This is a genomic window from Marinobacter sp. (genome assembly GCF_048259445.1).
Classification (GTDB): domain Bacteria; phylum Pseudomonadota; class Gammaproteobacteria; order Pseudomonadales; family Oleiphilaceae; genus Marinobacter.
Genome location: NZ_JBLXHQ010000012.1, coordinates 1 through 13,079 on the forward strand (window position 1 = coordinate 1; position 13,079 = coordinate 13,079).

Annotated in this window: 9 protein-coding genes and 1 pseudogene; 1 reads left to right on the forward strand and 9 read right to left on the reverse strand. The window is 55.3% G+C overall.

The window, feature by feature from the left end:
• The 8 genes and pseudogenes from ACN0RL_RS10260 to ACN0RL_RS10295 form a co-directional block, all read right to left on the reverse strand.
• Positions 1-130, reverse strand: a pseudogene (locus tag ACN0RL_RS10260) (chromosome partitioning protein ParB); the annotation flags it as partial.
• Positions 131-204: 74 nt separating this feature from the next.
• Positions 205-999, reverse strand: a complete 795-nt coding sequence (locus tag ACN0RL_RS10265; RefSeq protein ID WP_417516365.1) for a ParA family protein — start codon at positions 997-999, stop codon at positions 205-207.
• Positions 1,000-1,026: 27 nt separating this feature from the next.
• On the reverse strand, positions 1,027-1,665 hold the full coding sequence (gene rsmG / locus ACN0RL_RS10270) for a 16S rRNA (guanine(527)-N(7))-methyltransferase RsmG (protein ID WP_417516367.1): 639 nt from the start codon (positions 1,663-1,665) through the stop codon (positions 1,027-1,029).
• 8 nt (positions 1,666-1,673) lie between these two features.
• Complete coding sequence (gene mnmG / locus ACN0RL_RS10275; RefSeq protein WP_417516369.1) at positions 1,674-3,560, reverse strand: tRNA uridine-5-carboxymethylaminomethyl(34) synthesis enzyme MnmG; 1,887 nt, start codon at positions 3,558-3,560, stop codon at positions 1,674-1,676.
• Between the two features lie 339 nt (positions 3,561-3,899).
• On the reverse strand, positions 3,900-5,198 hold the full coding sequence (locus ACN0RL_RS10280; protein ID WP_417516371.1) for an MFS transporter: 1,299 nt from the start codon (positions 5,196-5,198) through the stop codon (positions 3,900-3,902).
• Positions 5,199-5,236: 38 nt separating this feature from the next.
• On the reverse strand, positions 5,237-8,350 hold the full coding sequence (locus tag ACN0RL_RS10285) for an efflux RND transporter permease subunit (protein WP_417516373.1): 3,114 nt from the start codon (positions 8,348-8,350) through the stop codon (positions 5,237-5,239).
• Positions 8,351-8,352: 2 nt separating this feature from the next.
• Positions 8,353-9,447, reverse strand: coding sequence for an efflux RND transporter periplasmic adaptor subunit (locus ACN0RL_RS10290; protein ID WP_417516375.1), 1,095 nt, complete (start codon positions 9,445-9,447; stop codon positions 8,353-8,355).
• Between the two features lie 39 nt (positions 9,448-9,486).
• The gene (locus ACN0RL_RS10295; RefSeq protein ID WP_417516377.1) at positions 9,487-10,071 is read right to left on the reverse strand and encodes a DUF3833 domain-containing protein; all 585 of its coding nucleotides are present in this window, start codon (positions 10,069-10,071) and stop codon (positions 9,487-9,489) included.
• A 240-nt stretch (positions 10,072-10,311) separates the two neighbouring features.
• On the opposite strand from ACN0RL_RS10295, the gene ACN0RL_RS10300 reads away from it, so the two are divergent.
• Positions 10,312-12,132: an acyl-CoA dehydrogenase C-terminal domain-containing protein gene (locus ACN0RL_RS10300; RefSeq protein WP_417516379.1), complete on the forward strand. Its 1,821-nt coding sequence runs from the start codon at positions 10,312-10,314 to the stop codon at positions 12,130-12,132.
• A 70-nt stretch (positions 12,133-12,202) separates the two neighbouring features.
• Here ACN0RL_RS10300 and ACN0RL_RS10305 read toward each other — a convergent pair whose 3' ends face one another.
• Positions 12,203-12,949, reverse strand: coding sequence for a substrate-binding periplasmic protein (locus ACN0RL_RS10305; RefSeq protein WP_417516381.1), 747 nt, complete (start codon positions 12,947-12,949; stop codon positions 12,203-12,205).
• Between the last annotated feature and the right edge of the window lie 130 nt (positions 12,950-13,079).

A 13,079-nucleotide genomic window follows, 5' to 3' on the forward strand; every position in this document is an offset into this window, starting at 1 on the left:
GGATCAGATCGATGGGAACCTGTCGCAACTCACCGTCGTGGTCTTTCAGTTCCTGATCCAGGTTAACCCTGGATCCGGCCAGCAGGGCTCCCAGCCCGCGCTCGCCCAATCCTCGTTTCTTCGCCGCCATGGTGTCAGTCATTCTTCCCGTTGATAGTCGTTGTGCATCTTTTAAGCATCTTTTAAAAGAGACAGGCCGCCATGTTACACCGCAACCTCGGCAGATGTCTTTTCTGCCCTGTGGCGGCGCACCATTTCTCCGGCCAGGGCCAGGTAAGCAATAGCACCCTTTGATGTCTTATCGTATTTCAGGGCCGGCATGCCGTAACTGGGCGCTTCAGCCAGACGCACGTTGCGGGGGATGACAGCGCGATAGACCTTATCCCCGAAATACTCGGTAAGCTGGCCGGACACATCCAGAGTAAGACTGTTTCGCGGGTCATACATGGTTCTGAGAATGCCTTCAATTTCCAGATCCGGATTGACCGTTTCCTTGATCTGCTCCACGGTATTCATCAGTGCCGCCAGGCCTTCCAGTGCATAGTACTCACACTGCATGGGGATAAGCACCGAGTCGGCCGCAGAAAGCGCATTCACGGTTAACAGGCTGAGTGAAGGCGGGCAGTCAATCAGAACGTAGTCGTAATTATCCCGGACGCTGTTAATGGCCAGCCTCAGCCGGTGCTCACGGCCAATTTCGTTCATCAGCGCCACTTCCGCCGCTGTCAGGTCGCCGTTCGAGGGCATGATATCGAAGCCGGAAGCTTCCGCATGGACGATGACTTCGGCCGCGGTCGCTCGTTTGGTGAGCAGGTCGTACCCTGATAGTTCGAGCCCGCTTTTATCCACACCACTGCCCATGGTGGCGTTGCCCTGGGGATCCATATCCACCAGCAGAACCCGACGCTTGGTGGCGGCCAGTGAGGCGGCAAGATTGACGCAAGTGGTGGTTTTGCCAACACCACCCTTCTGATTGGTCACTGCAATCACGCGCGCCATCTCTCGCCTCCTCATTATTGAATACAGTTACTGCTCTGCTCGGGTCACGACCAGCAGGTGTCTCTCACCGCCGGCGCCGGGAACTTCAAGGGAATGGCTGGATGATACCCGCCAGCCGGCAGGAAGGGCAGCTACCTCATCATCCGGATACTGGCCTTTCATGGCAAGGAAACTGCCATCATGTGCCAGCAGATCGCCACACCAGTCCACCAGGTTATCCAGCGCGGTAAACGCACGACTACTTATCCGGCTGAACGGTTGTTCTGGCTTGCAGTCTTCGGCCCTGCCATGGATTACATCCACGTTTTTCAGGCCCAGCTCCAGTACACACTGATTCAGAAAACGGGTTTTCTTGCCATTGCTGTCCAGCAGGGTGAAGCGCGTTTCCGGCATCACAATAGCCAGAGGGATACCCGGTAAGCCTCCGCCGGCGCCGACGTCGAGCAAATGCTCCGTGGTTACCCAAGGCAGAATGCTGAGGCTGTCGAGCAACTGTCGGGAGACCATCTCCCCCTCGTTGCGCACAGCCGTGAGGTTGTAAGCCTTGTTCCACTTGTTGAGCAAAGCCAGAAATGCGAGCAACCGGCATTGCTGCTCGTCGCTGAAGGGAAGCTGCATGTCCGCCAGCCCCTCCCGGAGCTGACGTTGCCAGAGTGTTTGGGTCATGGCGGTGTTCAGGCGCTCTGCTTACGCAGAAGCTCACGCTTTTTCAGATTCACCAGAATCTGCGAGATCGCGGCGGGTGTAACACCCTGAATTCGGGAAGCCTGAGCCACCGTTTCCGGGCGAACCTCTTTCAGCTTCTGTTTTATCTCATTGGACAGGCCGCCGATCACATCGTAATCCAGGTCTATGGGCAGCACGGTGTTCTCGTTCCGACGCAGGCGCTCAATTTCTTCCGTCTGGCGTGAAATGTAACCTTCGTACTTGATCTCGATTTCCACTTGCTCCGCCACAACAGGGTCATCCGCCTGAGCAGCACCAATCTCCGCAATATGGCTGTAAACCACCTCCGGGCGACGGAGCAGCTCTGCCAGAGTGTGATCCCGGGTCATCGGCTGCTTGAGAAAGCCATTGGCGCGCTCGCCCGCCTCGGTTGCAGGATGAACACGGGTGGTCTCCAGGCGTTTTCGCTCGGTTGCTATGGCCTCAAACTTGTCATTGAATTTCTGCCAGCGCTCATCGTCGACCAGGCCGAGTTTGCGGCCGGTTTCGGTCAATCGAAGATCGGCGTTGTCTTCGCGCAGAATCAGACGGTACTCGGCCCGGCTGGTAAACATGCGGTAAGGCTCGCTGGTGCCCATGGTGATCAGATCGTCCACCAGCACACCAAGATAAGCCTCGTCCCGGCGTGGATACCATTCACTCTTATCCTGTGAGCGCAGTGCCGCGTTAATGCCCGCGAGCAAGCCCTGGGCTCCGGCTTCTTCATAACCGGTAGTGCCATTGATCTGGCCGGCAAAGTACAGGCCCTGGATGAATTTGGTTTCCAGGGTGTGGCGCAGGTCCTGCGGGTTCAGGTAATCGTATTCGATGGCGTAGCCCGGCCGTGTGATATGGGCATTTTCAAAGCCCGGAATCGTACGGACTGCCGCAAGCTGGATATCAAACGGCAGGCTGGTAGAAATGCCATTGGGGTAGAGCTCATGGGTAGTCAGGCCTTCGGGCTCCACAAAAATCTGGTGCGAATCCTTGTCGGAAAAGCGGTTCACCTTGTCTTCTATTGACGGGCAGTAGCGCGGCCCCACACCTTCGATATTACCGCCGAACATGGGCGAACGATCAAAGCCACTGCGGATAATATCGTGGGTCTGCTCAGTGGTGCGGGTTACGTAACAGCATACCTGCTCTGGGTGCTGATCCCGGCTGCCAATAAAAGACATCACCGGCGTGGGACTGTCACCCCACTGCTCCTGCATCACGGAAAAATCGACACTGCGGGCATCAATGCGCGGCGGTGTACCGGTTTTCAGCCGGCCCACGTTAAAGGGCAGCTCCCGTAAACGCTGAGCCAGTGCATTGGCAGGCGCATCGCCGGCGCGACCACCGGCGTGGTGCTGCATACCAATGTGGATAACGCCACCCAGGAAGGTGCCGGTTGTCAGTACCACAGTTTTGGCATTGAACCGGATGCCGGTCTGGGAAACAACGCCGGTAACCTGATCGTTTTCAACAATCAGATCGTCTGCAGCCTGCTGGAACAACGTCAGGTTGGGCTGGTTTTCCAGAGTGTGGCGGATCGCTGCCTTGTAAAGAACCCGGTCCGCCTGGGCACGGGTGGCCCGCACTGCAGGACCTTTACGGCTATTGAGCACACGAAACTGGATACCGGCTTTATCGGTCGCCTGCGCCATGGCTCCACCAAGTGCGTCAATTTCCTTTACCAGATGGCTTTTGCCAATGCCCCCGATAGCAGGGTTGCAGGACATCTGGCCCAGAGTTTCGATGTTGTGAGTCAGCAGCAGGGTTTGCGAGCCCATGCGCGCCGCCGCGAGCGCGGCTTCGGTACCAGCATGGCCGCCACCAATGACAATTACATCGAAACGCGTTGGAAAATCCACAGTTCACCTCGGAATTCGGGGGATAAAAACAGGGCGGCGAGTATAACGTTTCACCCGTGAAAATGCAGTCTGGATGTGCAAATTTTAACCAGAAGTGCCTGCAGATAAAAGCTGCAAGGGAAGATGCCACCGTGAAACCTCCTCCTCCGTACAGATTTTTTCCGTGTGAAAATCGAATTTACCGGGTTTTCATGGGCTTGGCCGGCTCTTCTCATAAAAACTATTAATAAAGTTATCCACATGAAAAGGCACTTATCAGACCGACTCCATTGACCATTAACCACATGATTTAATTATCTTTTAAAAAAACTATTCAAAGCTTATACGCAGCTTATCCAACTAATTATCCACAGTTTTTGAGCCTGTTCCGGCCCTCAGACGCCACACGGCTATTAACACAAGCCCGTTGGCCAGAGACAGCAGCAGCAAGAACCCCGGAATGCTCACGCCAAGAGCCCCGAGTACAAGAATTCCCGCAAGTGCACTCACCACCATGAAAAGTGCATTGATAACATTCAGAGCCGCAATAATTCGCGCCCGTTTCTGTTGTGGGGTTTCATGCTGGATAAAAGCATAGAGGGGCACAATGAACAGACCGCCGCATACTCCGATGCCAGCCAGATCGATCAATACCCGGATGTAAACCGGATCTGTCACCAGCGTCCACCAGGTGGACGGCTCCGGGTTTGCAGGCACCGCAAAGAACAGATCCGCTCCCAGCAGAGTCAGACCTAGAGCCCCCCAAGGCACTGGCGCCAGAGTAATACGATGCCGGGTCAGGCGTTCACACATCATCGAGCCGATAGAGATGCCCACAATAAACATGGATAGCAGCAATGTGACCACGGTCTCATCGCCCTGAAGATTGCTGCGCGCAAAATTGGGAAACTGGGTGAGGTAGGCAGCGCCAAGAAACCAGAACCAGGAAATGGCAAGGATCGCCCAAAAAACCGGTTTGCGCTCGGCCGCTACGCCCATCAAGCGCCAGGTTTCCAGAACCGGCCGGAAGCGCACCGTCAACCCGGTGCTATCAGCGCCGGTTTCTGGCACCTGCCGGGCCGCCAGATAACCAAGAACAGACATCACAAGCACGCCTGTCGCCGTGAGTTTTGCTGATGCCTCCAGGCCCATCAACAAACCGGCCGCAATGGTGCCCAGCAAAATGGCCACAAAAGTGCCCATGCTGACCAGGCCATTGCCTCCCACCAGCTCATCATCGCCAAGAACCTGGGGCAAAATGGCGTACTTTACCGGCCCGAAGAAGGTGGACTGGGTGCCCATCAAAAATAGCAGCAGCAGTAGTCCCTCGTACCAGCCAAACCAGAGCGCCAAAGCCGCGATAGCCATAATGCCTATCTCTGCCAGCTTTACCTTGCGGATGATCGCTGCTTTCTCATAGCGGTCGGCCATCTGCCCGGCAATACCGGAGAACAGGAAAAACGGCAGGATAAACAGGAAGGCCGCCAGATTGACCACCGTGTTCACAGAGAGCCCGAGCAAGCCGGTAGTCTGATAGGTAATCAATAGCAGCAGAGCATTTTTATAGAGATTGTCGTTGAACGCACCGGAAAACTGGGTGAGATAAAACGGGAGAAAGCGCCGCTGCCCCAGTAAACGGAACTGACTGTGTGTGGCCATGGAAACATCCGGGTTGCTGGGTTGCGCCAGACCTTGCACTAATCCGGCGAGATGGCCTGAGGCAGAGCTGCCTGGCGTTCCAGTTCATGTTCAATCGCGCTGGCCGATTTGGCAAATCCGGCAAGCAGATTGTATAGCACCGGAATGATAAACAACGTAAGCGTCGTCGCAAAAATCAACCCGCCCAGAATCACCATACCAATCGCCGCCCTGCTTTCGGCACCCGCACCCGTTGCAATAACCAGAGGCACCGCACCGAAAACCGTGGATATGGTGGTCATCAGTACCGGCCGGAAACGCAAGGACGCGCCTTCCAGAATTGCGTCTTTTACCTCATAGCCTTTATCACGGAGCTGGTTGGCAAACTCCACGATCAATATGCCATTTTTAGACATCAGCCCCAGCAACATAATGATTCCTATCTGGCTGTAGATGTTGAGGCTGATACCGCTCCACCAGAGCGCCAGCAGTGCGCCGGTCACAGCCAGTGGCACCGGAAGCATGATGATAAGAGGGTGAATCCAGCTTTCAAACTGGGCCGCCAGCACCAGGAACACAATAATGAAGGCAAGCCCGAAAGTGACATAAATCGCAGCGGAAGAATCCTGGAATTCCCGGGACAACCCCCGGTAACTCACCCGTGCTTCCGGTGGCAGGTTATCCACAGACAGCTTGTTCAGGTAGGTCAGCGCCGAGCCAAGGTCATAACCATCCGCCAGAGAGGCACTGATGATCACTGCCGGCAGCCGATCAATACGCCGTAAGTCCGGATTTGCGCCTACTTCCTCAACGGATACAAGTGCCTGCAGGGGTATAAGCGCACCGCCTTCTCTCGGCCGCAGAAAAATTTGCCCCAGATCTGCGGGGGTGGCACGGTCAGCATCGGCCGCCTGCACAATCACATCGTATTCGCGGCCACGATCCAGATAGGTCGTCACCTGCCGTGAAGCAAGCATGGTTTGCAGGGTCAGACCCACGTCCTCGACGGTTATATCCAGGTCTGCGGCCCGCTCACGGTCGATTGTCAGTCGCAGTTCCGGACGGGTCAGTTCAAAGTCGGTTTCAAGGTTCAGCAAATCCGGATTGTCTTTCGCCCGCTCCACGATTTCCTCGCTCCAGGCCTGAACCGATTCGTAGTCCGGACCGGCAATGACAAACTCCACCGGCTGGCTGAACCCTCGCTGGCCCAGCCCCGGAGGGTTCACGGCTACGATCCGGATACCGGTAACCTCACTCAGCTTATCCCGCATCTCGCTGGTGATTTGCTGTTGCTTGATGTCCCGCTCTTCCCAGGGCACAAGGCCCATGATCATGAAGGCATTATCTTCTTCATCACGAAAACCGACGATCGAGAGCAAACGACTGGCTACGCCAGACTCGATGTAGGGCAACAGCTTTTCTTCTGCCTTGCGGACAAAATGATCCGTGAACTCGACGGTCGAACCCCGTGGAGCACTGGCAGGCATGATGATAACGCCGCGATCTTCAGTCGGCGCCAGTTCCTGGGGCAGTTTCGGATAAATCATAACCGCAACAATCAGCCCCACGATGCCCAGACCAATCAGTAAGCCGGGCTGATTCAGGGAGAAGCGCAACAGTCGCTCGTACCCCCGGGTCAGGCCATTCAGAACTTTTTCGCTCGCCGCCCATAAGCGATGCCCCTCAACTGTTTCCGGGCTGTGTTTCAGCCATTTTGAGCACAGCATGGGCGCGAGGGTGAGCGCAACCAGGCTGGACATAACCACGGCAGCTGCAAGGGTGAAGCCGAATTCCGCAAACAGGCGACCAATATTGCCCCCCATGAACGAAATGGGCACAAATACCGCCACCAGCGTCAGAGTCGTGGCAATAACGGCAAACGCTACTTGCTTGGCACCGCGATAGGAAGCCAGCAGCGGCGGCTCACCCGCGTCTATGCGGCGCTGGATGTTTTCCAGCATCACAATCGCATCGTCCACCACCAGGCCTATAGCCAGGATTACCGCCAACAGTGTCAGCACGTTGATGGAAAAACCCAGAAAGCCCAGACCGATAAAAGCACCGATGACGGCAACCGGAATAGTCACCGCCGGAATCAGCGTAGCCCGCCAGGACCTGAGGAAAAGGAAGATCACCAGAATCACCAGGGAGACAGCAATCGCGAGTGTAATGACCACTTCCTTGATGGAGGCACGAATAAAAATAGATTCGTCATAACTCTCAGCGATTGTTATTTCAGGCGGCAGGGTTTCCCGAATCTTTTTCAATTCCGCCTTGACCGCGTCAGACACAGCGACCGTATTGGCTTTGGACTGGCGAATAACTCCCATACCGATCGCTGTCTGGCCATTGGCACGAAGGCGACCAACGTCGGATTCCACTCCCATATAAACGTTTGCAACCTCGCCCAGACGCAGCAAATCGTTATTGTTTCTACGGATGACCAGTTCGCGGAATTCTTCCACAGTAGATAATCGGCCTTCGGCCCGAACGGTGAAGTTACGGGTGGACGAGTCGACCGAGCCTGCCGGCAACTCCACGTTGTTAGCGCGCAGTGCTCTTTCCACTTCCGCCACGGTGATGTTTCTGGCCGCCAACCTTTCTCTGTCCAGCCACACCCGAATGGCATACCGTCGTTCACCGCCGATGCGCACGTCTGCAACGCCATCCAGAACGGACAGACGGTCAGCCAGAGCGCGATCTGCAAAGTCACTTAACTCAGCACTGTCCCAGAGATCACTGCGTAGTGTTACCCACATCATCGGACGAGCATCAGAATCCGCCTTACGCACAACCGACGCGTCCGCCTCGTCGGGGAGCTGGTCAGCAACCCGCGAAACGGCATCACGAACGTCGTTGGCGGCGATATCCACATCCCGGGATGTGGAAAATTCTATACTGGTTCGTGATTCGCCCTGCTCAGTGGAAGATTCAATTGACCGGATACCTTCAATGCCGCTGATGGCACCTTCGATCACCTGAGTGATCTGTGTATCCACAACTTCTGCGGCAGCACCCGTATAGTTGGTGGAAATGGACACCACCGGAGGATCTATATCCGGGTACTCACGAACTGGCAGGCCAAGCAGGGCCGCCAGACCAAACACAACAATCAGAAGGCTGAGAACCGTTGCAAAAACGGGGCGTTTTATGGAGACATCAGAAAGGATCACAGTCAGGAATCCACTGACTTGGCGAAGCGGTTATCCGGTATGGCATTATCCTCATCCACCACCCGAATCCGGTTGCCGCTGCTCAGGCGATCCTGCCCGGTAACGATCACTTTATCCTCGAGGCTCAAACCCTCAGCCACTTCCACACGGCCGGGCGTTCTCGAACCGAGAACGACGGAGATACGCCGTGCAATGCCATCCTCGGCCACAAACACATATTTCTCGTCACCGCGCAGCATCACCGCCTGCTCAGGAATCAGAAGTGCCTGCCGCTCTCTCAGGGTCAGAGTTGCGGAGATGAACTGTCCGGGGCGCAGTTTGCCCTCGGGATTGTCAAGCAAAGCCCTTACAGGAAGCGTCCGGCTGAGCTCATTGATGCGGGAGCCCAGCTCGGTGAGTTCTCCGGAAAAACGGGTATCCAGAAAAGCGGGTGAGCTGCCAAATACCTGCTGGCCCAGACCAACCTGCCCCACGAACCGTTCCGGGACGGCAAAGTTGAGCTCCATCCTGTCTGTGTTATCGAGCGTCGTGACAGCCGTGCCGGCCGTAACGTAAGCCCCGATGCTGATATCGCTAAGCCCGACAACGCCCGCGAACGGCGCTTCGATACGATGGTTTTCCAGGCGCACCTTGACCGCCTGAAGCTGAGCTTCCGAAACGTCAACTGCGGTGCGAAGCTCATCCACCAGAGACTGGGAAATACTGTTATTGGAACGAAGACTGTTGGCACGTTCAAACTTTCGGCGGGCATCGGCCAGCTGGGCCTCAATAACCTTCAGATCCGCTCTCGCCTGGCGATCATCAAGCCGCAGAAGTACATCGCCCTGCTCCACCCGCCGGCCCGTTACCAGATTGAGCGATATCACGCGCCCACTGACTTCTGTGGTCAACTCAACCGCGTTCAGGGCCTTGAGGTTACCAACTGCCTTGACCACATCGCGCACCGTATCCAGCTCGGGTGAACGTGTGTTGACCACGCTGGCCGGCCGTTCGCTATCGCTTTGTGCCATCGCCTCGCTATCAAGCGACCGGTAAGTAAAGGCCGCACCTGCTGCGACTGCAACCAGTACCAGTCCGATCAGCCATTGCTTCAGCATAGAATTTCCAGTGTCCATCACATTTGGTACAGGTATTCGTTACAGTTTCTGAATAACCAGAACGATCTCTCCGACATCAATACCCCATTTACTCATGGTTGTCTGATTAATCAGAGTGTCGGGTGTCACCAGGAACATCCAGTCATCCATGCGCACATCCAGGGTTCCATCTCCGTAGGCAACCCGAAGCACATAATTCATGTGAATAGCATTGCCACTCCAGCGCATGGTGCCCGGCTCAACCACATCCCCCGCCTCCGCATGGTAACTGTCGGCGGCGTCTGATGGTGTCAACGTCCAGACCCGGGTTTGTACTTCACCGTCATCAAAGCGGAACACCTCATCCAGCGTACCCACTCCGGCATCGTCCCAGGATGCCGCAATATCCGCATCAAAGGTGCGGATCACTTCTCCGGAAATGTCCTTGACTACACCTCGAGCTGAAAGTTCACCCGTAAAGAACTGCTCCGGGATCAGCTTGGGGCCGCGCTCTGAATAATCAGTCAGCGCGGGCCCGGAGCAGCCACTCAACAATGCTAAAACCGCTATCAGCAAGAGTATAGAGCGCCGGCCGGCTTTGGGAATCACCAGACAGGGGTTTTGCATGTTTTTTACACTGAACATAGGGGTACTCCATCAGAAAGCATCATCAAGTTTCACGCGTAAACGCTGGTATCTGAATACGCCTGAAGCGTGCACTTCGATCAACGGGTGGCTCCGGCACACGGCCCTGACTGTCTTTTCTGACATGGATATAAGCGCTTTTCGTCAATGGAACCGGGCACAGAATACCGTAAAACAACGGACAACTTTGCGGTGAATAATTCCGCACGCGGGTTTCCGAATAAGTACAGAGGATTGATTATGCCGACATACAAGGCACCCTTGCGAGACATGAAGTTTTTACTCAACGATGTGTTTGATTACCCAAAGCACTATGCCTCGCTGGCCAGCGGGGAAAACGCAACGCCGGATATCGTAGATGCCATCCTTACCGAATGCGGCCGTTTCTGCGAAGAGCAGCTGAGCCCGCTCTACCAGTCCGGTGATGAAGAAGGCTGCTCGCTGAAAGACGGAGTGGTAACCACGCCGAAAGGCTATAAAGAAGCTTACGACCAATATGTGACGGGCGGCTGGCAGGGGCTTTCTGCGCCGGAAGAGTATGGCGGGCAGGGCCTGCCCGCTTCCATGGGCCTGCTGAAGCAGGAAATGATGGGCACGGCGAACTGGTCATTTTCCATGTACCCGGGCCTGTCCATCGGTGCCATGAACACCATCTTTTTACACGGTTCCAACGAACAGAAAGACACGTATCTGCGACCCATGACGGAAGGCCGTTGGGCCGGCACCATGTGCCTGACCGAGCCGCAGTGCGGCACCGACCTGGGCCAGATAAAAACCAAAGCTGAACCACAGGCTGACGGCAGCTACAAATTAACGGGCACCAAGATCTTTATCTCCTCCGGTGACCACGATCTTACCGAAAACATTATCCACATTGTTCTGGCCCGCCTGCCAGATGCACCAAAAGGCACCCGGGGCATCAGCCTGTTTATTGTTCCGAAGTTCATGCCCGGCGAAGGCGGTAGCGCAGGTGAACGCAACACAGTGGTGTGTGGCAGCCTGGAGAAGAAAATGGGCATCAAGGCTTCCGCCACCTGCGTTATGAACTTTGACGGCGCAACGGGTTTCTTGATTGGGCCTGAGAACGAAGGCCTCGAGTGCATGTTCACCTTTATGAACACGGCTCGTATCGGCACCGCCATTCAGGGTGTCGGGCCAGCGGAGCTTTCCTACCAGTGGGCTCTGGCATACGCCAAAGAGCGCCGTTCCATGCGCGCCCTTTCCGGCAAGAAGGAGCCGGATCAGGTGGCCGACAGCCTGATTCACCACGCCGATGTACGCCGCATGCTGCTGACCCAGAAAGCCATCTCAGAGGGTGGCCGCGCCATGCTATATGACGCCGCCCGCCTGGCTGACCATATGGTTGAAGGCCACGCAGCCGGAGATGATAAAAAAGCAGCCAGATACGATGACAAACTGGGTTTCCTGACGCCGATTCTGAAAGGGTTCCTTACTGAACTGGGAAATGAAGCCGCGAACCTTGGCATGCAGGTTTTTGGTGGCCACGGTTATATCCGTGAACACGGTATGGAACAGATAGCACGCGATACCCGGATAGCCACACTTTATGAAGGCACCACCGGTATCCAGGCGCTGGATCTGCTGGGCCGCAAGGTACTGCTGACCACCAAAGGTGGGGCGGTTCGTGACTTCACCGCCCGGGTTGCCAACTTTGCCCGTAAGCACCTGACCGACAGCCGTTTACGGCCGTTTGCACTGGATCTGCTCAAACTTACCGCACAGTGGAACCTGCTTACCGTGCGGATCATGCTTGCAGCCCGCAAGGATCGCGACATGGTCAGCTCCGCTTCTTACGATTTCCTGATGTACAGCGGCTACGTAACCATGGCTTACATATGGGCACGGCAGGCTGCTGTAGCGGCAGATCGTCTGGATAACGGGGGCGATGAGTCAGAGGCTTTCTACAAGGCCAAACTGGCCACCGCAGAATTTTATTACGAACGATTGCTTCCCAGGGCTCAGGCCCACGCCAGCAGTATGCTGAGCCCCAGCAAAAACCTGATGCAGCTGAGTGCGGAAGATATGGCCTTCACCGGATAAGGTACCCGGTGACTTTATATCCCGGGTAGCAGCGCCGTTACCCGGGATTTTTTAGCCTCAAACCGAACGATTACAGGCCGTATTTGGTGCCAATGGCGTCATAGGTGCCATTTTTTCTGGTGGCTTCGAGGGCTTTGTTGAGGTCTTCAATGACTTCGTCGGGGGTATCCGGGCTCATCGCCAGGTAGAGATCTACATCGTTGAACGAATACACCGGAACCAGTCCTTCAATATCCTGCTGGGATGCAAGGTATGGCCCGCCGAGACGTTCAGCAATCCACAAATCAATCTGGCCCAGCGCCAGGCGCTTCGGGTTGAGATCATCACTGTCGATCACGGACATCTTATAACCACGCTTCAGAAGGTATTCGCTCCTGACATCATTGCGATAACCACCAATGGTTTTGCCTTTCGCATCCTCCAGCTTTTCCATGGTAAAGGTGCTTCCCGGGGGTGCGAAAATGGTCCACAGATTCTGCGCCAGCGGGCCTACCCACTTGAACAGCGGAGCCCGCTCTTCAGTATAGGTAGTGCAAAAGATACCGTGATTGGCTTTGGACAGTGCGCGGTTATAGCCGTAGTTCCAGTTACGCAGCTTTATCCGGTAATCGTAGCCGGATTGATCCAGAACCGCTTTTGCTCTTTCGGTACAAATACCATCAATCTTGTCTGCACTGTGCTCAAACGCGCGACCGTTTGTGCTCATGTTGTAAGGCGGAAAATTCTCGGTGTACATGTACAGCCTTTCAGCCGCGAAAGCCTGCGATGTACTGAAAAGTGTCAGCGTTGCCAGAATGAAGAATGAAACTAACGGCATGGAAAAGTCTCCTTTAAAAGACGTTCCGGGGATAAAGCGCTTGAAGAAACTAAAAAAGTGTTAAATCGAAGTGTAGCGCAAGGTCAATGCAGTTATGCGTTTAAAGGTGTGTCGATATGTAAAACCGGAA